Below are 23,749 nucleotides of genomic sequence, written 5' to 3' on the forward strand. Positions count from 1 at the left end.
GGACATTAAATGACAGGTTTAAATGACGCATAGTTTCTAGTGGTTGGTTTAACTAAGATAATAGATATTCTTTATTATATCAAACTATATTAAAATCAAATGTTTATAATTAGCAATATTGCTGCTGTCTTCATACATAAAGATCATTAAAAAATCAAAATGTTCATTTTTTATATGGTGGACAAAAGGTGGACAGCTGCCGTTTTAAATAAAAATTTTCTATTTTGGTTAATTAAAATTGTTTTATGTTAAAAAGTTGTGCCACTATTATAGGTGCTTTATTGATAGGTTATTCATGTATTAGTCAACAACTTTACTTTGAATTTGGAACAACCATATCGTCGTTTGATTATGAAAATTCGCTTGGACGACCTTTAGATAATTTATTATCAACATCAAAAACCTACTATGGAATGGGTTACAGGCAAACTATTAATGATAGAAACACATTATTTCTTTCGCTTGGTGCTACCTATAATAACTACGGTGCTATTGGCAGCGAGGCTAGCGTTGATAATTTTTTTGAATGGGACGTAAGTTATTTAGGTATTAAAGCAGGCCTAGGTATAAAATTATTTGAACTGAGGGATCTTTCTTTTTTTCTAAATACCTCTTTAGCTACAGAATTTTTGATTCGAGGCACTCAAACCATCAACAATGATGTTTTTAATCTTGTTGGAGAAGATGAATTTAATAACACTATTTTATTTTTTCGAGGCGGTTTAGAGATGCAATATCCAGTTTCAAAAAGCACCGCAATATTTGTCGGTTATAACTACGGGAAATCTGTGTTGATTAGTCCTGGTGAAAATACTGAAAAGCTCAGATTGAATGCCCATCAATTTGGATTAGGTTTTATAATAAACCTACCCACCTGCTATTGTAGTTATTGAAACCTCAATATTTTAGTAGACAAAAGGTGGACATGGAAAGAATGTCTAAAATAAATAAGAATTTAATTATAAATTTCGAAAAAGACCAGATTACATCAAATGAAATACTCGTCACAACATATCAAAACGATGCTCCTAATAGTTTTACTTTTTGGCTTTGCGCAAGAGTTTCAAGCACAAGAGAATTCTTCTTATCGTATTATGAGATCCAATATAGGAAGTAGTGGCTCATCTCAATCGATAGTAACGTCAAAAGGAACCTACAATGTGAGTCAAAGTATTGGACAAGGGAGTGTCATTGGAACGCACTCTAATAATGGTTATTATTTAAGACAAGGCTACCAGCAACCCTCGAGTAAGATAAAAATCGTTAAAGAACTCTCTTATGAATTGAAAGCAAACGTGTATCCCAATCCTTTTAGTCAGATTATAACTATTAGGTTTAGTGAAACGATGGGCAGTCCTATTTCGGTGATGATTTTTGATGTGAAAGCTAAACTAATTTACAATCAAAAATTTTCACCTAGACAACATATTCAATTAAACTTAAATGATATTTCTCATGGAATTTACTTAATGAAAGTCAATTCCAAGACAAAGTTTTTCAACACAAAGCTTATCAAGATTTAAAAACGAAACGTAATTATAAAAATACCAATCATGAAAAAATTACTAAGCTTAGCTTTCTTTATTTGTTTGTTGACGCAAGCTTTTGCTCAGACAGATGGTATTACCTATCAAGCCGTAATTATTAGTCCAGACGCATTGGAATTACCTGGTGTAGATTCTGAAAACAATTATCTGCCTAATACCACAATAGCCGTAAGGTTTACAATCTATGATAGCGGGAACCAAATTGAATTTCAAGAAGTTCAAATCACTGAAACAGATGAATTCGGCAGAATTAATCTTTTAATAGGTGATGCCGAACACGATTATTTCAAGGAGATTAGTTGGGACGGTACCCCAAAGGATTTAAAGGTTGAAATAGATTTTGATGCCGGTAATAATTTTGAAACCATGAGTAGAGAACGTTTAACGTTTTTACCCTTTGCTTATCATAGAAATATAACGGCAACAGGCACTTTAACCGTAGATGACAGAACCTTCTTAAATGGTGAATTACAAGTTGAAGGTCCAACAAATTTAAACAGCACCTTAAATGTTAATAATGGCAATGCCACTAACTTATCGGGTACTTTAAATGTGGATGGCATTGCAGATTTTCATGAGGCTCTAAATGTCAATAACGGCAGCCCTGCAACACTTTCTGGCGATGTAACTGTTGGTGGCAATAGTCTTCTAAACGGCACTTTAGATGTTATAGGAATGACCACCTTGAATGACTTAACGGTTAATGGTGAAGCCAGTTTTGGGGATTTAACAGCCGAAAATCTTATAATCAACGAAAGCACAACTTTGAATGGTACTACAATTATTGACGGCATGGGTTCGCAAATTACCTTAACCTCTAATATGCCTGATCAAAGTCAAGCTAGTTGGAATCATCCGGTGTTGATTGACGGTGGTACTAATGGCTTAGCTATAAAAGTTAATGGTAGTAGAAATAATAATACCAATTTCATTACCTTTTTTGATGAGACCATTACTACATCATGGGGAAGAATCGAAGGTGAAACCCCGGCAGAATTTACTAATAATGCCGATTATAATTTTGATCAAACGTCTCTTAATTATGATATTTATGACGCAGGTTTTGATGTTGCATTCGCCTTGTACGATTTAGCTGCTTCTTTCGTGGAAGTTACAGCCGCTTCAACATCTTCTACTGTATGCGTTGGACTTGGAACTTGTGTAACTGCTCCAATTCCTTCCTGGATTGTGAGCAGTACAGCCCAATCTATTGCAGCCGGTTTACAGGTAATAGCTGCCGGAGTTGGTGTCGGTATTGCGGCTAATAACAAGATTACTTACGACAACAATAAGGAAGCGTTACAGGGTGTAACCTATGCCTCTGGCGCAGGAGATTATGCCGAGTATTTACTGCGGTCAGATCTTAATGAACAGATGTCTTATGGCGATATTGTTGGAGTGGTAGGTGGTAAAATTTCTAAGAACACCTCAAACGCCGAGCGAATAATGGTGGTTTCATTTAAACCAATTGTATTAGGAAATATGCCACAGCCTAATCGTGAAGCAGATTATGAAAAAGTAGCATTTATGGGGCAAGTTCCCGTCAAAGTCTTCGGGAAGGTGAGTATTGGAGATTACATCATTCCCAGCGGAAATAATGATGGAATTGGAATTGCTGTTCCACCACAAAAAATGACATCAAATCAGATAAACAAAATTGTTGGTGTGGGATGGGAAGAAAGTCAGCAAGCATTTGGTTTTAGTTTTGTAAATACCGCTGTAGGGATAAACAGAAATGATTCAAACATAATAATAAAACACCTCGAAAATAAAATAGAATCGCAAAATAAAGAAATTGAACTTTTAAAAAATCAAATAGAAAACATTCTGGTTAGTATATCAGAAATTAAAAACGGCGATAATCGTGAAACCACAAATTTAAACAGTAAAAATCATCAAGGGCATTCAAATCAATTTGATATTGTACAATCTACAGAGAAAGATATTATTTACTTTCAGATTACGAGAGATGATTTTGAGAAAGGTTTAGTTATGGCAGAAGATATGATACGAAAAACAGGCGACTACGACAGATATAAAGACAGTTTTGAGAAGCTTAAAAACGATTCTGCATTTAAAGAGAAATTTTTCAAAAAATTACAACAAGATTTAGAACATCAAATACACTATCACAAGGAAATTGACATTAGTGGTAGAAATTAGAAGATGTTAATTTATAAGGTTATCAATTTTATATTATGAAAATTACGCTTTTAGCTCACTTATTATCTCTTTTATTGTCAACGACCCTGTTAAATGCTCAAACCACAGCTGTTCCGGATTCTAATTTTGAATACTATTTAGAAACCCACAATGCAGATGGCACAGAGGTAGAAGTTGGTAATGCTTTAAGCATGGGTGACGGTATTCTTAATAATGGTCTTGTATTAACAACCAGGATAAATTCTGTTGCTTTATTAGATGTGTCAAATCTTGAAATAGCAGACCTTACAGGTATAGAGGATTTTATTGCGTTGGAAGTATTGTTCTGTAGTAATAATAATTTATTCGAACTCGACTTATCAAATAATGAAGCTTTGGTGTCTCTGATTTGTGGTTCAAATAATCTGTCAATTTTAGCATTAAACAACAATACAAATCTGGAAAACCTCAATTGTTCTAACAACCTCTTGCAGGTGTTAGATTTGAGCGGCAATTTAGAGTTAAAAAATCTTACGGCCTCCGGAAATCAGATATCACAAATTGATATTTCAAACAATTTAGAGCTTACCTCATTTAATGTTTCGAATAACAGAATAGTAGGCGAATTATTTGTTAGAAACAATACCAAATTAGAAAGTCTTTTTTGTGCTTCAAACCAACTAAATGTAATAGACTTGTCTACCAATACACTTCTGAAGAATTTAGATGCATCAAATAATTCTCTGCAATTTTTAGATTTAACTGCTATTAATACTATTGCTTGCCCTAATCCTCAAACAGATCCGTTAACTCTGTGTCAAGGATTAGCCTCTATAAATGTGTCAAGAAACCGATTGTTAAACTTGATAATGAATAACGGTTTTAATGATTTAATTTCTGCTTTTAATGCTTCTGAAAATCCAGATTTATTCTGTATTCAGATTGATGCCGGTTTTACACCTTCAGGATGGATTAAAGATGATTGGACTTACTATAGCCCAGATGCCTGTGTTGATATTTACACCTACGTACCTGATGACAATTTCGAACAAGCCTTAATCAATTTAGGTTATGACAATACTTTAGATAATTTTGTATTAACCGAAACTATAAATACCATAACCAATTTAAATGTCTCTAATGCCTCTATAACGAGTTTGGTTGGTATTGAAGATTTTGTTGCATTAGAAATACTGGATTGTAGTAATAATAACATTGAGCAGTTAGACCTTTCTAATAATATTCAACTTGTCGAATTGGAGGTTTCTATCAATAACCTAATAACTTTAAATATTGATGAAAATGTGGCTTTATCGGCCCTATATTGCTCTAATAATTCATTATCTTCTTTGATAGTTAGCAATAATGTGCTCTTAAATACCCTTTATAGTTCTAATAATAATTTAACAAGCTTAGACTTGTTTAATAATAACGTATTGAGCGATTTAGATGTGTCATTCAATCAAATAGAAAGTTTAAATGTTAATAATAATGTTGCGCTTACAAGTGTATTTTGTAACGATAACAATTTATTTGCTTTAAATCTCAATAATGGCAACAATAACTTATTAAATGCTTTAAACGCAACAAATAATGCCAATTTGTTCTGTGTTGAAGTGGATGATATCGCCGCTGCAAATGCTCAACCCGGTTGGCTAATAGATGCCACAGCGACTTACAATCTTAATTGTGGTACCTATATTCCGGATGATAATTTTGAGCAAGCCCTAATTGATTTGGGAATTGACACGGATAATACTTTAAATAATTTTGTTACCACTGAGGATATCAATACAATAATAACCTTAGATATTTCAGGATTGGCTATTGATAACCTTACTGGCATTGAAGATTTTGTAGCATTAGAGAATTTGAACTGTTCTAATAATAACCTTACTCAATTAGATTTAAATAATAATTTAAATTTAGAGACTTTAGACGCCTCAAATAATCAAATTGAAAATTTGGACCTCTCTGTAAATACAAGTTTAACCTCCGTTTTGTGCAACAATAATGCCTTGCTAAGTGTCAATATGAAAAATGGCAATAATACTGCTTTAATTAACTTTAATGCTGCCAATAATCCTAATTTGTTTTGTATTGAAGTAGACAATGGTATTGTGGCTAATATTCCCGCGGCATGGCAAAAAGATGACTTTGCTACCTATAATGGTGATTGCCTTAATAGTCGTTTTACAGCAATACCAGACCCGTTTTTTGAACAGGCTCTAATTGATTTAGGATACGATAATATAATTGACGGACAAGTATTAACCTCGAATATTGAGCAAGTTTTAAATTTAAATGTGAGTAATAAAAACATTGATGACCTTTCGGGAATTCAAGATTTTAAATCTCTCATAGAACTTGACTGCAGTAGTAATTTCTTAACTAAATTAGATGTTAGTAACCTGCTTTTTTTAGAACGTCTCAATTGTAGCTCTAATCTTTTAGTTACAACCGATTTAAATAACAGCAATGGATTATTGAATATTAATGGTACTATAAATTTAACCCAACTGTTCTGCAGCGATAACGATTTAAACAACTTAGATATTTCTCAGAACATAAATCTCGAAGTTTTAGACTGTGCCAACAATAATTTGAATACACTCGTCATTGAAAATAATCTATTGTTAAGAACGCTAAATAGCTCAAATAATAATTTAAGCTCATTAAACATTAGTAGCAATTTAGTTTTAGAAGAGGTCAATTGTAACAGCAATCAAATTACTAATTTAATTACATCGAATATTCCCAATAACCTTCTCAATACACTAAGTTGTGCTAATAATGAATTAGCAGGGTTACAGGTTAATAATTATGAAGGATTGGTTAATTTAAATTGTAGTTCTAATACAATAGCTGAGCTTGAAATTAGTGAATTAGCAAGTTTGCAATTTTTAAATTTTAACAATAACCAAATCTCAGAAATTATACTAACCGGTAATACCGGTTTACTCCAGTTATTTGCTTCACAAAATAATTTATCGCAATTGGTATTAGATGCTAATACCTCGTTAGAACAACTAAATTGCGATTTCAACGACCTAAGTGTATTAGACCTATCATTTCTGCCGCAACTAGAATTTTTATCATGCGCAAACAATCAGATAGAAGAATTTGATTTAACGGGTAATTCCAATTTGATTGAAGCTAATTTCAGCTCAAATATCATTTCAAATTTGATGTTATCAAATAATCTCATAACCTTAAAGGTGATAAATGCAAGTAATAACCTTATTGAAGGTGATTTGGACTTAACTACAATAGCTATTTCGGCCTGTATTTTTCAAACAAACCAAACTGAATTCTGTCCCCAAAGTATTACAATTAATGTATCAAATAATTTGTTGGATTTTATAAATATTCAAAATGGCATTAATGCCAACGTCCCAAACTTTAATGCTTCCGGAAATCCTAATCTAGAATGTATTCAGGTTGACAATACTAACAATGTTCCGTCAAACTGGATTAAGGATGAACCCACAACTTACAATGAAGACTGCCGTTTTGGTGAAACTTTTGTGCCTGATGATAATTTTGAAGAGGCCTTAATTAATTTGGGTTTGGATTCAGGACCATTAGATGATTATGTGCCAACTGCTAATATAGAAATACTAACAAGTTTAGATGTTAGTGGCAATGGTATTGCAGATTTAACAGGTATAGAAGATTTTACGGCTTTAGAAAATCTAAATTGCTCAAACAATGTTTTAACAGAAGTAGATGCAAGCGCTAATATCAACATTATTAGTTTAAATGTTTCAAATAATTTATTGACCGAAATAAATGTAAGTAATAATCTTGCTTTAACAAGCCTAAACTGTGCTCAAAATTCAATTTCTACACTTGATTTAAGTACAAATGCAAATCTAGTTGAATTAAATATTACAGATAACTTATTTTCAACTTTTACACCATCAGAATTACCTGGTATTCAAATTTTTTTAGCCGATAATAATATCATTACTGCCTTAGATTTTCAACAAAATCAGTCAATTACAACAATTAGTTGTGCGTTTAATATGTTAGAAGTGTTAAATATCAGAAATGGTCAAAATAATCTGTTAACTAACTTAAATGCGTTAAATAATCCTGACTTGACTTGTATCGAATCAGACGAAGGAATTGTGCCAAATGGGGCTAACTGGCTTATTGATGCTACGGCCCAATTTTCAATTGAATGTTTTTTTGGTCAAACTTTTGTGCCAGATGATAATTTTGAGCAAGCCTTAATTGATTTGGGTTACGATTCGGGTGAGCTCGATAACTATGTTTTTACCGAAAACATTCAAAATATCACCTTTTTAAATATTAGTGGTCGTGAAATTTCCGATTTAACTGGTATTGAAGATTTTGTGAGTCTAACATCACTAAATATTCGAGATAACCTTGTTGCTAATCTAAATTTAGGTGCTAATACTCTAATAAACAATCTGAATGCCTCAGAAAATGCACTTGCAGATATCGATGTATCATCACTTACAGCATTAACAGACTTAAAATTAGGTAACAATCAGATCGTGCAATTAAATCTGGACGCCAATATCAGTTTAGTCGATTTAGATATATCTAATAATTTATTGACCGAATTGAATGTTGAATCGCTCATTAATTTGGAGGATTTGATATGCGCCTCCAATCAGTTATCTGCATTGAATGTATCACAAAACACTAACCTTAGATTATTGTTTTGTCAGTCTAATCAACTACAGGCAGATCAGCTTAATATTCAAAATGGTAATAACGAAAATTTACAGTTGTTCAATGCTACAAATAACCCAAATCTTGCATGTATATTAGTAGACGATCCGGTTGCTGTAATCTCAAACGAAAATGGACTTTTTGATAGTTGGTTAAAAGATGCTCAGGCAAGTTATCAACTCATATGTGCAGATGCCGATAATGACGGTGTTCCCAATGAAGATGATCTTTGCCCAAATACTCCATTTGGAGCAACCGTCGATTTATTTGGATGTTCAGTAATTGATTTACCTTTTGATAATTTTAGTATTGCTGTAACTAGCGAGACGTGTTTAAATAGTAATAACGGTAAAATCACCATTGTTGCACAAGAACTTTATAGTTATACAGCTACACTTACACGAGAAAACTTTAGTCAAGCCTATAACTTTACTAATGATGTTGATATTTTTAATCTCCTAGCAGGAACTTACCAAATGTGTATCACCATCCAAGAATGGCCCGATTATTTAAGCTGCTTCACTATTGTAATAACAGAACCTGATCCGCTGGTGGTATTTTCGAGTAGAATGGCTTCAAGTAATTTGTTTTCATTGGATATGTTAGGGAGTTCGTCTTATAATATCAAGCACAATGGCGTGTCTTTTTCTACTAACAATTCTTCCATAACACTTGAACTACAACAAGGTGTTAATCAAATTGAAGTAAGTACAGATTTGGACTGTCAAGGAACTTTTGAAAAAAGAATCATCTATTCAGATGCTGTTCTAGTGTATCCAAATCCCTTTAACGGCCAGATTAATGTCTATAGTAATAATATAAATGAGGAAGTTAATTTAAATGTTTACTCTGCTTTAGGACAGGTGGTTATTTCTAAGACGTACGTAAATTATGGAGCAGAAACAAATTTAGACACAAGCAATTTGAGCAATGGATTTTACTTTATATCCTTACAATCAAAAAGTATCACATCAACTTATAAAATTATGAAGCAATGAAAAAGTTGATTCTATTATTTTACTTATCTGTTTTCATTATAGGGTGTATTAATAATTCTAATGAAGAAGATCCAAATACAAACGGCAATAACCAAAATGAACCTACAGGTGTTAAATTAGTGTTTCCACAAGAAAACTCTTTGTGCAACGAAGGAATTAATCCAACACCTTCAGAAAGTACTGTTTTTTTTGAATGGGAACCAAGCGATGACGCCAACATTTATATATTAACCATAGAAAACTTAAATACAGGAAATATAGATGCATATGAAACTACAGATTATATTCTTCCCGTAACTATTTTAAGAGCAGAAGCGTTTAGGTGGTTTGTTAGTTATGATTATCAAAGTGATACCAGGGTTAGTGCCGAATGGAATTTTTACAATGCCGGTCCCGGCGTTCAAACCTATCCACCGTTCCCGGCAGAGATAATTTCACCGGCTATGGCTCAAACATTTAATAGTACAAATCAAATAACCTTGCAATGGAACGGTAATGACGTCGATAATGATATTGTATCATATGACATTTATTTTTCAAGTTCAAATCCTCCAATTTTAGACGTAAGTAGTATCATTGAAAATGAGTTAAATGTTTCTGTGTCTCCCGGAACAATTTATTATTGGAAAGTGATAACCAATGATGCGGCCGGAAATTCCTCTGATTCTGGAGTATATCAATTCAGAATTCTGAATTAAGTTCCATTGTTAGAGAAGAACTTACATTGTTTAGACCTTTAAAAACTGTTTCTCTTTTCGATTCAATGAAATAATGGCCTTGTTATGAAGTTTCTCAAAGTCTTTTGAGTGTTATTTTAATATTTTTATTTATTGTCTTTTTTAATTAATGCAGCCAACAAATTTTGAAATTCACAAACCTAATAATGTCGAAAAATCGTAACGTTAAAAATGGCAAATAAAAAATGTATTGCTATTTTTGCGCATGCAACACGATAAGGTTTTAATATTAGATTTTGGGTCGCAGTACACCCAGCTAATAGCGCGAAGAGTTAGAGAGCTCAATATTTATAGCGAAATTCATCCATTCAATAAAATTCCGGTAGACTTAGATAGCTACAAGGCGGTGATACTGTCGGGTAGTCCATTTTCGGTACGTTCAGATAATGCGCTACATTCCGATTTATCAAATATTAGAGGTCAAAAACCTTTATTAGCCGTGTGTTATGGAGCACAGTACTTGGCCCATTTTTCAGGAGGTGAAGTAGCCGAGTCGAATACACGGGAATACGGTCGAGCCAACCTATCTTTCATTCAGGAAAAAGACTTATTTTTTGAAAATATACATACCGGTAGTCAGGTTTGGATGAGTCATTCAGACACCATTAAACAGTTGCCTACCAACGGTGTTTTACTTGCCAGCACACACGATGTTGAGAACGCGGCTTATAAAATCGAAGGAGAAGCTACTTATGCCATTCAGTTTCATCCTGAAGTGTATCACTCGGCGGACGGCAGACAATTATTGCAAAATTTTCTTGTAAAAATTGCCAGGGTTAAACAAGACTGGACACCGCAATCTTTTATTGAAGAAACAGTTGAGAATTTAAAAAACAAGATAGGTGATGATAAAGTTGTTTTGGGACTTTCGGGAGGCGTAGATTCATCGGTTGCTGCCATGTTGCTTAACAAAGCCATTGGTAAAAACCTCTATTGCATCTTTGTAAATAATGGTTTATTGCGTAAAAACGAATTTGAAGATGTATTGCATCAATATCAGGGAATGGGATTAAACGTAAAGGGTGTAGATGCTTCGGCACGCTTTTTGGATGCCCTAGACGGTGAAAGCGATCCTGAAACCAAACGAAAAATTATAGGAAGGGTGTTTATAGAAGTATTTGACGACGAAGCGCATCGTATAGAAGATGTTAAATGGCTGGCACAAGGCACCATTTATCCCGATGTTATTGAAAGCGTTTCGGCAACAGGAGGACCAAGCGCAACAATTAAAAGTCATCATAACGTAGGAGGTTTACCGGATTTTATGAAGTTAAAAGTTGTAGAACCATTAAAATCGCTTTTTAAAGATGAAGTAAGACGCGTGGGTGCTTCTATGAATATGGATCCGTTATTGTTGGGAAGACACCCATTTCCCGGGCCGGGTTTAGCAATTAGAATTTTAGGTGATCTAACTCGCGAAAAGGTTCGTATATTACAAGAGGTTGATGCCATTTTCATCAATAATTTGAAATCTTGGAACCTGTACGATAAAGTTTGGCAAGCCGGTGCAATTTTACTTCCGGTGAATAGTGTAGGAGTGATGGGAGATGAACGCACATACGAAAAATGCGTAGCCTTAAGAGCTGTTGAAAGTACTGATGGAATGACCGCAGATTGGGTAAATTTACCGTATGAGTTTTTGCAAAAAACTTCAAACGAAATTATAAATAAGGTAAAAGGTGTTAATCGAGTTGTTTATGATATTAGCTCTAAACCACCTGCTACCATCGAATGGGAATAACTTCCTTCGAAAGCAGGAATCTCATGGGTGAGAACACAATTGTTATAAAATTAGATTTCCTTTTTAAGGTTTTAAGGAAATCCAAAATAAATTTTGAATGAAAAAATTTTTAATCATATTAAGTTTTGTTTTGGCGCTTTGCCACATGGCATGGGCTCAAGATTTTAAAACACACAAAGTTCAATCTGGTGAAACAGTTGAGTCTATAGCTAAACAGTACCTTGTAACACCGTTCGATGTGTTGGCTTTAAATCCCGATGCCAAAAAAGGAATAAGTCCCAATATGGTATTGATCATTCCTGAATCAAAAATTAAAACACCAACTGATTTAAATGAAAATCAACTGGCACGTTTCGATCAGCATAAAGTAAAACGTCAAGAAACCTTGTACAGCATTTCAAAAAAATACAATATAGAAATTGACGAGATTAAAAAGTACAATACCTATCTGTACGCTCAAAATCTAAAGCGAGGAGACAACTTAAAAATACCAATTTACAAAAAGGTAAAGTCAGATCTTAGTATAAAAAACACCCTTAAAAAATATACCGTTCAACCTAAAGAAGGCAAATGGGGAATTGCATACAAATTCGGAATTACGGTTCCTGAATTAGAAGCTTTAAACCCTGAAATGAAAGAGATTTTGCAACCCGGAGACGATTTGGTTGTTCCCAACATAGCCAATAACGAAGAACGTGAAATTGAAGAACAGTTATACAATTATTATGAAGTTAAACAGGCAGAAGGCTTCTACAGGCTAGAGAAAAAACTTGGTTTAACTCAAGAGGAACTTGAAGAGCTCAATCCGGGATTGAAGGAAAACGGACTCCAATCAGGTATGGTATTAAAGGTTCCAAAAGATTTAAAAGTTCTTGATTCTAACAGTAACTACAATTCTTCAGTTTCAGTTTTGAGTAAAGAGCTTAACAACCTTAGTCAAAAAAATATTGCGGTAATGTTGCCTTTTAGGTTACACCGTGTAGATTTAGATTCTGTTGCAGAAGCCAAAGATCTTATTAGAAATGATAAATTATTGTCTATGTCGCTAGATTTTCATTCGGGACTCTTGATGGCACTGGATTCTGCACGTCAATTGGGCATCTCAACTAATTTAAAAGTATTCGATACTAGAAGCCAAATTTCTGAAGTGAGCAATATTTTAAACAACAACGACTTTGAGTTATTCGACGCCGTTATTGGTCCAGTCATTCCAAACAATTTTGATAGAGTGGCAGCAACCTTAAAATCTAAAAACACACCCGTGTTGGCACCGCTTACTATGCCAATAAAACTATACGACAATGTTTTTCAAACACTTCCTGATAAAGACAGGATGAAACAAGTGTTGGTTGATTACATGAAAGCAGAGGAACATGTTGAGCGTTATTTAATTATAGCAGATTCTAAAAATAGGTCTAATAGTGAGGAATTAAAACGTCATTTCCCTTCAGCTAGACAAATGTATTCCAGAAAAGACAAAGATGGTAAGGATAATAACTATTTGTTATTAGCAGACTTTAACGATGTTTTTAAAGAAGGTAAAAACATTGTTTTTCTCGAAACAGATAATGATGCCTTTGTAGCCAACATTTTAAGTTTGCTCAACGGTTTACAAACCGATAAAATAAAAATTCAGTTAACAACCACTAATCATAACAAGGCTTTTGAAGGGGAAAGCGCATCAAGTGTTCACCTTTCAAATCTTAATTTTCATTATGCTAGTCCTAATGTTCCTATTAATGAAAATACAACTAACAACTTTGTAGATAAATACAAAAAAACCTACGGAATATTGCCTAACAAATACGCCGTAAGAGGATTCGATTTAACGCTCGATGTACTTCTAAGGCTGGCCTCTAGAAGTAATTTGTATGATGCCTCAGCAACCAATTTCGAAACTGCCTATCTTGAAAATAAATTTAGTTACACCAAGCAGTTGTTTGGTGGTTACTACAACAATGCTGTTTATGTTGTTAAGTATAACGATTTAACTATAATTGAAGCAAAACAATGACCTCAACCGTAGTTTATTTGGGTAATTTAAGAACTGAAAATACACATCTAAATTCAGGTAACACCTATATTACCGACGCACCAACCGATAATAATGGCAAAGGTGAGGCCTTTTCGCCAACCGATACAGTGGCTACAGGTCTGGCTAATTGTATGATGACCGTCATGGGTATTAAGGCAGAGCAATTAAAGGTTAATATGGACGGTACTAAGGCTAATGTTACTAAAATTATGTCACCCGATCCAAGACGCATTTCAAAGATTATTATTGAGTTTAATTTTCCTCAAGGTATCGACCAAAAAGCACGAAGAATTCTAGAACACACAGCAAGAACTTGCCCCGTTCACTACAGTTTACATCCCGATATTGAAAGAGATATCAATTTTAATTTTTAGGCGATTCAATGATTACGCCAGATTATAAGGAACTTATCAAATTAGCTAATTACAAAATGCCTTTTGGCAAATATAAAAGCAACTACTTAATTGATATTCCAGAATATTACTTTGTTTGGTTTAGACAAAAAGGTTTTCCTCCGGGTGAGTTGGGTAGGATGATGACTCAAATGCATGATATTAAAGTAAATGGACTTGAGGATATCATCCGTCAAATTCGTAAGCAATTTCCAAATGAATAATTGTGTAAGGTTTGATTATAAATTGTAAATTTGCCTGCGTTTAACAACGCATCATGGCTAAAACTAAGTACATATTTGTTACCGGAGGTGTTACCTCTTCACTGGGAAAAGGTATAATTGCAGCATCTCTAGCAAAACTTCTTCAAGCACAAGGCTATAGAGTTACCATACAAAAGTTAGACCCTTATATTAATGTAGATCCGGGAACCTTAAATCCATATGAACACGGTGAGTGTTATGTAACCGATGACGGTGCAGAAACCGACCTAGATCTTGGTCATTACGAGCGTTTTTTAAATACTCCAACCAGCCAGTCTAATAATGTTACAACCGGCAGGATTTATCAAAGCGTTATCAATAAAGAAAGACGAGGAGAGTTTCTTGGTAAAACGGTTCAGGTAATTCCTCATATTACTGATGAGATTAAAAGACGCATTCAAATTTTAGGACAGACAGGAGATTACGATATTGTTATAACGGAAATTGGCGGTACGGTAGGTGATATAGAATCTTTACCATACATTGAAGCTGTTAGACAATTAAAATGGGATTTAGGCGAAAATAACACTTTGGTAATTCACCTAACATTAATACCATTTTTATCTGCCGCAGCAGAGCTCAAAACCAAGCCAACTCAGCATAGCGTTAAAACTTTGATGGAAAGCGGTGTACAGGCAGATATTTTGGTTTGCAGAACCGAACATGAACTACCTGAAGATTTAAGAAGAAAACTGGCGTTATTCTGTAATGTTAGAGAAGAAGCGGTAATCCAGGCCATCGATGCATCAACCATTTACGATGTGCCTAATTTGATGTTGGAACAAGGTTTGGATAAAGTTGTATTAAAAAGATTAAAATTAAAATCGGCTGAGCCCGATTTAACCCAGTGGAATAAATTTTTAAAACGTCACAAAAATCCTAAGGGTGTTGTAAAGATAGGTTTAATAGGTAAATATGTTGAACTTCAGGATTCCTACAAATCTATTTTAGAGGCTTTTATTCATGCTGGTGCTAAAAATGAGGTGCGGGTTCAAATTGAATCAATTCATTCTGAGCATATTGATCCTAAAAATGCAGCAAAGCAACTAGCTCATTTAGATGGTGTTTTAGTTGCACCCGGATTTGGAGAACGTGGTATTGAAGGTAAAATTGAGGCTGTTAGATTTGTTCGCGAAAATAATATTCCATTTCTGGGTATTTGCTTGGGGATGCAAATGGCGGTGATTGAATACGCCAGAAATATTTTGGGTTATATCAATGCCAATTCAACCGAAATGGATATCAACACACCATATCCTGTGATAGATTTGATGGAATCTCAAAAAAATGTTACCGATAAAGGCGGTACTATGAGATTGGGCGCTTGGCGATGTAATCTAGAAAAAGGGAGTAAGGTAGCCAAAATTTACGGCGAACGCGAAATTTTTGAAAGACATCGACATAGATATGAGTTTAATGATAGATACAAGGCTCAGTTACAGGAAGCCGGTTTAAAAACTACCGGAATTAATCCGGATACCGGATTGGTTGAGGTTATTGAACTGCCTTCAAATAATTTTTTTATAGGCGTGCAATATCATCCCGAATATAAAAGTACCGTGGCTAACCCACATCCGTTGTTTGTTGAATTTGTTAAAGCCGCTCAACAACACGCGGCACAGGCTAATCCAACAAAATTGTCCTACAAGGTGTAGTTACAAGGTTAAATTACTAAAGGAATGCATTTAAAATAGATGGAAGAAAAGAAATTAGATACCAATTCAATTATAGGTTTTATCCTGATTTTCGGAATATTACTGTACATGTTGTACACCAATCAGCCTAGCCCCGAAGAAATTGAAGTCAAAAAACAGGCGCAAATAGAACAACAAAAACAAGAGGCTGCCAAAAATGCGCAAGAGTCTGTTAAAACTGCTAAAATAGAGGAGTTTATACCTGAAAAAGTACAGGATTCTGCTCAATTTGAAGCCCTAAAAAGTAAATTAGGCGCTTTCGCCTACGCCATGTCGGTTGCTGATGATAGTAAAGAAACCATGGTAGAAACAGATTTGCTCACATTGAAATTTAGTCACAAAGGCGGATTCTTGTCGGAAGTAAAACTAAATCAATTTGTAGATCACGATTCGGTTCCTATTTACCTGGTTAAGGATAACAACACCTCTTTAAACATTAATTTTGGAACAACCGACAGTAGAATTTTAAACACAAATGATCTGTATTTTCAACCTGTAATTACTAAAAACGGTTCCAATACGGTAGTATCTATGCGTTTAAAAGTATCTGAACTACAGTTTTTAGAATATCGTTACGAGATCAAACCAGACGATTACATGATTGACTTTGCAGTTAAATCTCAAGGTCTGGACAACGTTATTAACGGTAGCTTTCCAATCAACGCCGAATGGCAGCTGAAAGGTAGAAGACAAGCAAAAAGTGTTTCCTATGAAAACAGATATACCCGTTTAACTTATCAATTTGAAGGCAATAAAATAGATAAGTTAAAGCAAATGAGCGATGACGAGGAAACCGAGAAGGATGTAAGTTGGATTTCGTATCGTCAGCATTTCTTTAGCAACATATTAGTGCCTGAAAAGCCTTTGTCATCTGTAAATCTTATATCACAAGATCTTGTAAAGGATGAAGATATCGACACCACACACACTAAATTTTACGCTTCAAAATTCGACATTACCTTTAAAGCGGGCGAGATTAATGAAAAGTTTGGTTTGTATTACGGTCCAACCGATAGTAAAATTTTAAAGCGATACGATCAAAATTTAGAGTCGAGCATACCATTTGGTTGGGGAATATTTGGATGGATTAATAGAGCTATTTTTATTCCACTTTTTGGATGGTTAAGTTCGTTTTTACCTTATGGTATTGCCATTATTGTAATGACAATCATGGTAAAAATTGTATTGTCGTTTGTTCAATACAAGCAGTTTTTATCGCAGGCTAAGATGAAAATTTTAAGACCCGAATTAGATGCTATCAGAGAAAAATACAAAGACAATAAACTAAAAGCCCAACAAGAAACCATGGCACTTCAAACCAAGGCAGGTGCGAGTCCTTTAAGTGGCTGTTTACCTGGTTTAATGCAAATTCCGGTGTTCTATGCCTTGTTTATGTTTTTCCCAACAGCCTTCGATTTAAGACAAAAAAGTTTTCTGTGGGCCGACGATTTATCGTCATACGACTCCATTGCCAATTTACCATTTCCAATTCCATTTTACGGAGATCATGTGAGTTTGTTTCCAATTTTAGCGGCTGTTGCCATTTTCTTTTATATGAAAATGACTACCGGTGCGCAAATGGCACATCAACCGCCACCACAAGAAGGTATGCCCGATATGAGTAAAATGATGAAGTATATGATTTACTTCTCTCCACTTTTAATGTTATTTTTCTTTAATAATTACGCATCAGGATTGAGTTTGTACTACTTTATTTCAAACCTGATTAGTATAGGAATCATGATTGTTATTAAGAATTATATCATTGATGAAGACAAGGTTTTGGCAAAAATAGAGGTTAGTAAAAGTAAGCCCAAAAAACAAAACAGATTTCAGCGAAAGATGCAGGAAATGATGGAACAAGCTGAAAAGCAGAAAGAACTTCAGAATAAGAAGAAGAAATAAATTCTTTGTTACTTATATAAAACTCAAAAGCCTCTTTAAAAGGGGCTTTTTAATTTTTATTTGTGGAGGATATTTGGATAGGAAGATTTAAAATTCGTGATCTCCATATTTCCATTTTAATATAAAAGACTAAAAATTGAAATTTAAAAAGGAATTAAATCGTTTATTTGTTTTTAATATTGAGTTTTTGATTGAGTTTTGATTTGATTATTTAAAGTATACTTCATATATCAGCGAAAGAAATATCTTATTTACGACCAGTTGTTTTTATCTTTGTTTTACCAGAATTTTGAATAAGATCTTTAGTTTCTTCGGTTTTCTCACAGATTCCTCAAAACTTTAATTGAATAATAGATCCTGAGCTAATCAGTTTGAGCCTTGAGTAATTCAGCTTGAGTGGTAGTTTCAGGGTATAAAAAAACCTCCGCGTTAACGGAGGTTTAAATATAATTAGCTAGTGAGATTAGTCTTGAGCTGGTAATATAACTTTATCAATTACATGTACAACACCATTAACACCTTGTATGTCAACCAAAGATGTTACAATGTTACTAACGCGATTATTAGGGTCAGTAAGCGTAAAGGCAGTGTTATCAGCTGTAATATTACCTCCTAAAGTTCCAACAGTACCGTTTGGTAAACCTGAAGATTGAACGTTACCACTTACAACGTGCATCAATAAAACAGCGTCAACGGTAGCAGGAGCTAAGTCACCAAGAGCAGTATTACCCGAAGGATCTAATTCTAATAATAAATCTTCAAAAGCACCGTTGGTTGGAGCGAATACAGTAAATGGACCGGCAGAAGCATCTGACACAGTATTGATCCATGGCACGGTTGGGGTACCCGTATCAGCTAGCTGTAATGCCGCAACTAAGTTGCTCAAAGCACTATTAGAAGTAGCGAAAGTAGCAATTGTAGGTAGAGTAATCACAGCATCCACAGCATGAATAACACCATTAGTTGCAACTACATCGGCTTGTGCTACATTAGAAAGACCATTAAAGCTAACACCGTCTTCTGTATTAAAATATAGGCTTAGATTCTCTCCACCCATAGTTTCGGCTAAGGTATTTGTATACCCTGATCCTGCAGCTACTAAATCGTCAGCAAAAACATTTGCACCTACAACGTGGTTCAATAAGGTTTGAACCAAAGCATTCCCTGTTGGTAACGTTAACCCTTCAAAAGCACTATTTATTGGAGCTAGGACAGTTCCTTGGGTTAAACCTGCAACAGCGCCATCTAATCCGGTAGCTGTTAAAGCCCCAACTAGAGTAGAGAAATTATCATTTGCAACTGCATGATCAACAATAGATGGTAAGCCTAAAACGCCATCAATAATGTGGATAGTTCCGTTAGTTGCATCAATGTCAGCACCAGACGGAATTACCGAACCTGCATCATTAAAACGAACGCCGTTTGAGGTATTGAAATACAAACTAATATTTCTACCACCGGCACCGGTTGCACTAGTACTGGCATATCCTTCACCTGCATTTAATAAGTCGGTAGATAAGACATCACCGGCAATAACATGGTTTAGTAAAATTTGTGATAACACGTCAGAAGGTACTTGATCTAGTGGAGTTCCTCCTAAAAAGGCAGCAAAAGCTTCGTTAGTTGGTGCTAAAACCGTAAATGGACCAGGTCCACTTAATACAGAAACCAGGTTACCGTCGGCAGCTTGTAGTGCTGCAACAAGGCTACTTAATTCTGGTGTTGCAATGGCAAGTTCTACAATATTTTGTGGTCCCGGATCGACAATGTTATTGTCATCATCGTTACTACATGACTGAGTTCCTAAAACCACTAGAAAAATTGCAGTCATTTTTAACATTTTTGAAATAATTTTCATTTTTTTGAGTTTAAATTTGTTCAACAATACTTTATTTTTGTCCAACAAATATATATAAACATTAAACAAAATGAAACTTCGCTATTCTATTTTTATCATAACTTTAACAGGTTTTCATCTAATATTACTTTCTCAAGATAATGTTAATCAATTAGATAAATCAGGCCATAGACATGGCTATTGGACTAAAAACTTCGAAGGCACGCAGCAAATGCGCTATGAAGGTAATTTTGAAAACGGTAAAGAAATAGGCGTTTTTAAATATTATAAGCTCGATGGTAAAAAAAGTGTACTAAGTGCCACCAAATTATTTAACGCCAATAATAATCTCGCGGAGGTTAAATTCTTTACTTCAAAGGGAAAGTTAGTGAGCGAAGGCACCATGAATGGTAAATTATTTATAGGTAAATGGACTTATTACCATAAAAATAATGATGATGTTTTAAAAACTGAGCATTATAATGACTTAGGCGAATTGCATGGCGAAAGCATTACCTATTTTGAAAACGGTATAATGGCCGAGAAACTTCAATATCAAAACGGTAAATTAAATGGTTTGTGTGAATGGTATACCAAAAATGGCAACTTGTTTAAGTCCTCAGAGTTTAGGAATGATGAACTTCAAGGTCTTACCAAAACCTATGACGAAAAAGGTGAATTAATAATAGAAGGCGCATATCAATCAGATTTACGCACCGGTATCTGGAAATACTACGAAAACGGACAACTCACAGAAGAACGTCTTTACGACGAAAACGGTAGATGGGTAAAACAATAAAGCAGATTACGTTTTTTGTTTCTTCAATTGATGTTATCAATGATAAGGGTAACTTACAATCTACTTTTAATTGTTAATTTTGCAGCATGGCAAGAGTAATAGTTGGTTTATCAGGTGGGGTTGATTCTAGTGTAGCGGCATATTTATTAAAAGAACAAGGGCACGAGGTCATTGGCTTGTTTATGAAAAACTGGCACGATGATTCTGTGACTATTTCTAACGAATGTCCATGGTTAGAAGATAGTAACGATGCCATGTTAGTTGCCGAAAAGCTTGGTATTCCATTTCAAACAGTAGATTTAAGTGAGCAGTACAAAGAACGCATTGTAGATTATATGTTTGAAGAATATAAAAATGGCAGAACCCCTAATCCCGATGTGCTTTGTAATAGGGAAATTAAGTTTGACGTTTTTCTTGAGATTGCTTTAAGTTTGGGTGCCGACTTTGTTGCCACAGGTCATTATTGCCGCAAAGACAGCATTCAAAAAAATGATCAAACAATCTATCGGTTACTAGCCGGTATTGATACCAACAAAGATCAATCCTATTTTTTATGTCAGTTATCTCAAGAGCAGCTTTCCAAGGCCTTATTTCCTGTTGGAGAATTAACAAAACCCGAAGTGAGAACAATTGCTGCGCAGCAGGATTTAATCACGGCAGAGAAAAAAGATTCACAAGGATTGTGTTTTATTGGAAAGGTTAGGCTACCAGAATTTCTTCAACAACAATTACAGCCTAAAGAAGGTGTTATTGTTGAAATACCCTATAATTCAAGTGTTTATAACATGGAAGAACCTGAATTCAATTCAACTAAAGACAGGTTACATTGGTTGTCGCGTAAAACCAGTTATCAACCCCAAGACGGAAAACTTGTAGGTAAACATCAAGGTGCGCATTATTTTACAAAGGGTCAACGTAAAGGTTTGGCAGTTGGTGGAACACCGCTACCGTTATTTGTAATTGAAACAGATGTTGAAACCAATACCATTTATACAGGTCAGGGCAGCGATCATCCGGGTTTATTGCGAAGTGCGTTATTTGTAAAATCGAAAGATGTTCATTGGATAAGAGAAGACTTAGCTCTAAATATTGATGGAGAGCTTAAGGTGAAAGCAAGAATTAGATACCGTCAGCCTTTGCAAGATGCCACACTTTACAGCACCGAAAGTGGTTTATATGTTGTTTTTAATCAACCGCAATCAGCTATCACCGAAGGTCAGTTTGTTGCTTGGTATCACAACGATGAGCTATTGGGTTCGGGAGTGATTTCTTAGTCTGACTTTCAATTTGCCCGCTAGTTGAACAATTCTTATTTTTATAGGGAAAATAGTTGCTATGAAATTGAAGTTATTCTTTTCGCTATTGCTTATTAATTCTTGTTTATTAGGAATTGGTCAGGAAGACGCTTGGGTTTATTTTACAGATAAAGCTAATGTTGAATTTCATTTAAACAATCCGGCCACCATTTTAACCCAGCAAGCCCTTAATAGAAAGGCTCAATTTGGGGTTGGAATAGATGAACGTGATGTTCCTGTTAACGAAGATTATATCACCCAAATTAAGAATCAAACGGGTATTACAGTGCTGGCCAAATCAAAATGGTTCAATGCTGTTCATGTAAGAGGAGAAGAGGCAGATATCAATAGTCTTGAAGCATTAGACTTTGTTGAAAATGTGGTATTCGCCAATCAAAGTCTTAATACAAACTCTCGACTTTTGCAACTCAACGATAAATTTGAAATTGAAAATACCCAAACCAATTACAATTATGGAAATACCTTTAATCAGGTAACTATGATTTCGGTAGGCCAATTACACCAACAAGGTTATACAGGAAATGGTATGATTGTGGCAGTCTTAGATTCGGGTTTTTCTAATGTGGATGGAATGGGTGCTTTTGAAAATCTTCGGAATAGCGGAAAATTATTAGGTGGTTACGATTTTGTAGATAGAATAAACGATGTTTACGCTTTTACAGGTAACGACCACGGCACTAAAGTTTTAAGTGACATGGCCGGTTTTGTTCAAGATGAATTTGTAGGTACCGCGCCAGATGCATCTTATTATTTGTTTAGAACCGAAGATGTATTTAGCGAGAACCCGGTTGAAGAAAGCTATTGGGTTGAGGCCGCAGAACGCGCCGATAGTTTAGGTGTTCATATCATTAATTCGTCATTAGGCTATACCACCTACGATAGACCTGAGTATAGTTACACACCAAGCCAAATGAATGGAACAACAGCTTTTGTTTCCAGAGGTGCCGGTATTGCGGCTCAAAAAGGTATTTTGGTAGTTAACTCGGCGGGAAATTCAGGACATGTAAGCTGGGAAACTGTTGGTGCTCCGGCCGATTCGCCTGATGTCTTTACAATTGGTGCAGTTGATAGTAATGGCGATTACGCATTTTTTAGTTCAGTAGGTAGCACTGCCCAGCCAACCCAAAAACCCGACATTGTTGCACGTGGTTTATCTACCTTTGTTATAAACGACCAAAACAATATCGTTAATAACAGTGGCACGTCGTTTAGTGCACCACTAATAGCAGGTGCGTTGGCTTCTTTAATGCAAGCACTACCAAATAAATCGCCTGAGGAAATTAAACAATTGGTAAGAGAGTCATCATCACAATTTACGTCGCCAGATAATTTTTTAGGCTTTGGTATTCCTAATTTTTCAGATGCTTTGCAGTTAGGTTTATCGGTTGAGGATGAGCAGCCAATACAATTTAGTATCTTTCCAAATCCTGTAAAAGATAGTTTTATTTTTACTCAGTCCGTTTCTTCGGAAATAGGAGAAATTTTTATATATAATCAGTTGGGAAAACTGGTATATCAGTCGAGGGTTATTGAAAATTATAATCAAGTCGATGCGTCTAATTGGGCTTCTGGTGTTTATATTTTAAATTTCGATTTGGGCACAACTTCAAAACAATTCAAACTTATTAAATTGTAA

Annotated in this window: 15 protein-coding genes; 14 read left to right on the forward strand and 1 reads right to left on the reverse strand. The window is 34.7% G+C overall.

Annotation, left to right across the window (positions count from 1 at the left end; genetic code table 11):
• The first annotated feature begins 245 nt into the window (after positions 1-245).
• The 11 genes from FJ651_RS11365 (at position 246) to yidC (ending at position 18,161) form a co-directional block, all read left to right on the forward strand.
• The gene (locus FJ651_RS11365; RefSeq protein ID WP_140990643.1) at positions 246-893 is read left to right on the forward strand and encodes an outer membrane beta-barrel protein; all 648 of its coding nucleotides are present in this window, start codon (positions 246-248) and stop codon (positions 891-893) included.
• 201 nt (positions 894-1,094) lie between these two features.
• Positions 1,095-1,523 (forward strand): T9SS type A sorting domain-containing protein, encoded by a 429-nt coding sequence (locus tag FJ651_RS11370; RefSeq protein WP_216746142.1) that lies wholly within the window; start codon positions 1,095-1,097, stop codon positions 1,521-1,523.
• A gap of 30 nt (positions 1,524-1,553) precedes the next feature.
• Positions 1,554-3,710 (forward strand): hypothetical protein, encoded by a 2,157-nt coding sequence (locus FJ651_RS11375; RefSeq protein WP_140990645.1) that lies wholly within the window; start codon positions 1,554-1,556, stop codon positions 3,708-3,710.
• A gap of 35 nt (positions 3,711-3,745) precedes the next feature.
• Complete coding sequence (locus FJ651_RS11380) at positions 3,746-9,394, forward strand: T9SS type A sorting domain-containing protein (protein WP_140990646.1); 5,649 nt, start codon at positions 3,746-3,748, stop codon at positions 9,392-9,394.
• Positions 9,391-10,092 carry a hypothetical protein gene (locus FJ651_RS11385; protein WP_140990647.1) on the forward strand — a complete coding sequence of 234 codons (702 nt, stop codon included), beginning with the start codon at positions 9,391-9,393 and terminating at the stop codon, positions 10,090-10,092. Before FJ651_RS11380 ends, FJ651_RS11385 begins: the two co-directional genes overlap by 4 nt.
• A 244-nt stretch (positions 10,093-10,336) precedes the next feature.
• Positions 10,337-11,872 (forward strand): glutamine-hydrolyzing GMP synthase, encoded by a 1,536-nt coding sequence (guaA, locus tag FJ651_RS11390; protein ID WP_140990648.1) that lies wholly within the window; start codon positions 10,337-10,339, stop codon positions 11,870-11,872.
• A 97-nt stretch (positions 11,873-11,969) separates the two neighbouring features.
• A complete protein-coding gene (locus FJ651_RS11395) occupies positions 11,970-13,886 on the forward strand; it encodes a LysM peptidoglycan-binding domain-containing protein (RefSeq protein WP_140990649.1) in 1,917 nt (638 codons plus the stop codon).
• Entirely contained in the window at positions 13,883-14,281 is a 399-nt protein-coding gene (locus FJ651_RS11400) for an OsmC family protein (protein ID WP_140990650.1), read from the forward strand. Before FJ651_RS11395 ends, FJ651_RS11400 begins: the two co-directional genes overlap by 4 nt.
• A gap of 8 nt (positions 14,282-14,289) precedes the next feature.
• Positions 14,290-14,523 (forward strand): DUF3820 family protein, encoded by a 234-nt coding sequence (locus FJ651_RS11405; RefSeq protein WP_216746143.1) that lies wholly within the window; start codon positions 14,290-14,292, stop codon positions 14,521-14,523.
• Between the two features lie 53 nt (positions 14,524-14,576).
• On the forward strand, positions 14,577-16,217 hold the full coding sequence (locus tag FJ651_RS11410; RefSeq protein ID WP_140990651.1) for a CTP synthase: 1,641 nt from the start codon (positions 14,577-14,579) through the stop codon (positions 16,215-16,217).
• A 39-nt stretch (positions 16,218-16,256) separates the two neighbouring features.
• Positions 16,257-18,161, forward strand: a complete 1,905-nt coding sequence (gene yidC, locus FJ651_RS11415) for a membrane protein insertase YidC (RefSeq protein WP_140990652.1) — start codon at positions 16,257-16,259, stop codon at positions 18,159-18,161.
• A gap of 463 nt (positions 18,162-18,624) precedes the next feature.
• On the opposite strand, the gene FJ651_RS11420 is transcribed toward yidC, so the two are convergent.
• Positions 18,625-20,019 carry a fasciclin domain-containing protein gene (locus FJ651_RS11420; protein ID WP_246085359.1) on the reverse strand — a complete coding sequence of 465 codons (1,395 nt, stop codon included), beginning with the start codon at positions 20,017-20,019 and terminating at the stop codon, positions 18,625-18,627.
• Between the two features lie 70 nt (positions 20,020-20,089).
• Between FJ651_RS11420 and FJ651_RS11425 the strand changes: the two genes are divergently transcribed.
• The 3 genes from FJ651_RS11425 to FJ651_RS11435 all read left to right on the forward strand — a co-directional run bounded on the left by FJ651_RS11425 (position 20,090) and on the right by FJ651_RS11435 (position 23,749).
• Entirely contained in the window at positions 20,090-20,797 is a 708-nt protein-coding gene (locus FJ651_RS11425; protein WP_140990654.1) for a toxin-antitoxin system YwqK family antitoxin, read from the forward strand.
• 86 nt (positions 20,798-20,883) lie between these two features.
• Complete coding sequence (gene mnmA / locus FJ651_RS11430) at positions 20,884-22,071, forward strand: tRNA 2-thiouridine(34) synthase MnmA (RefSeq protein ID WP_140990655.1); 1,188 nt, start codon at positions 20,884-20,886, stop codon at positions 22,069-22,071.
• A gap of 61 nt (positions 22,072-22,132) precedes the next feature.
• Positions 22,133-23,749: a S8 family serine peptidase gene (locus FJ651_RS11435; RefSeq protein ID WP_140990656.1), complete on the forward strand. Its 1,617-nt coding sequence runs from the start codon at positions 22,133-22,135 to the stop codon at positions 23,747-23,749.

Source organism: Paucihalobacter ruber (assembly GCF_006494535.1).
Lineage (GTDB): Bacteria > Bacteroidota > Bacteroidia > Flavobacteriales > Flavobacteriaceae > Paucihalobacter > Paucihalobacter ruber.

What these genes read in the sequence shown, in the direction of transcription:
- FJ651_RS11365 (WP_140990643.1), top strand. Translation starts at nt 246, where the DNA reads ATGTTAAAAAGTTGTGCCACTATTATAGGTGCTTTATTGATAGGTTAT.
- FJ651_RS11370 (WP_216746142.1), top strand. Translation starts at nt 1,095, where the DNA reads ATGAGATCCAATATAGGAAGTAGTGGCTCATCTCAATCGATAGTAACG.
- FJ651_RS11375 (WP_140990645.1), top strand. Translation starts at nt 1,554, where the DNA reads ATGAAAAAATTACTAAGCTTAGCTTTCTTTATTTGTTTGTTGACGCAA.
- FJ651_RS11380 (WP_140990646.1), top strand. Translation starts at nt 3,746, where the DNA reads ATGAAAATTACGCTTTTAGCTCACTTATTATCTCTTTTATTGTCAACG.
- FJ651_RS11385 (WP_140990647.1), top strand. Translation starts at nt 9,391, where the DNA reads ATGAAAAAGTTGATTCTATTATTTTACTTATCTGTTTTCATTATAGGG.
- guaA (WP_140990648.1), top strand. Translation starts at nt 10,337, where the DNA reads ATGCAACACGATAAGGTTTTAATATTAGATTTTGGGTCGCAGTACACC.
- FJ651_RS11395 (WP_140990649.1), top strand. Translation starts at nt 11,970, where the DNA reads ATGAAAAAATTTTTAATCATATTAAGTTTTGTTTTGGCGCTTTGCCAC.
- FJ651_RS11400 (WP_140990650.1), top strand. Translation starts at nt 13,883, where the DNA reads ATGACCTCAACCGTAGTTTATTTGGGTAATTTAAGAACTGAAAATACA.
- FJ651_RS11405 (WP_216746143.1), top strand. Translation starts at nt 14,290, where the DNA reads ATGATTACGCCAGATTATAAGGAACTTATCAAATTAGCTAATTACAAA.
- FJ651_RS11410 (WP_140990651.1), top strand. Translation starts at nt 14,577, where the DNA reads ATGGCTAAAACTAAGTACATATTTGTTACCGGAGGTGTTACCTCTTCA.
- yidC (WP_140990652.1), top strand. Translation starts at nt 16,257, where the DNA reads ATGGAAGAAAAGAAATTAGATACCAATTCAATTATAGGTTTTATCCTG.
- FJ651_RS11420 (WP_246085359.1), bottom strand. Translation starts at nt 20,019, where the DNA reads ATGAAAATTATTTCAAAAATGTTAAAAATGACTGCAATTTTTCTAGTG.
- FJ651_RS11425 (WP_140990654.1), top strand. Translation starts at nt 20,090, where the DNA reads ATGAAACTTCGCTATTCTATTTTTATCATAACTTTAACAGGTTTTCAT.
- mnmA (WP_140990655.1), top strand. Translation starts at nt 20,884, where the DNA reads ATGGCAAGAGTAATAGTTGGTTTATCAGGTGGGGTTGATTCTAGTGTA.
- FJ651_RS11435 (WP_140990656.1), top strand. Translation starts at nt 22,133, where the DNA reads ATGAAATTGAAGTTATTCTTTTCGCTATTGCTTATTAATTCTTGTTTA.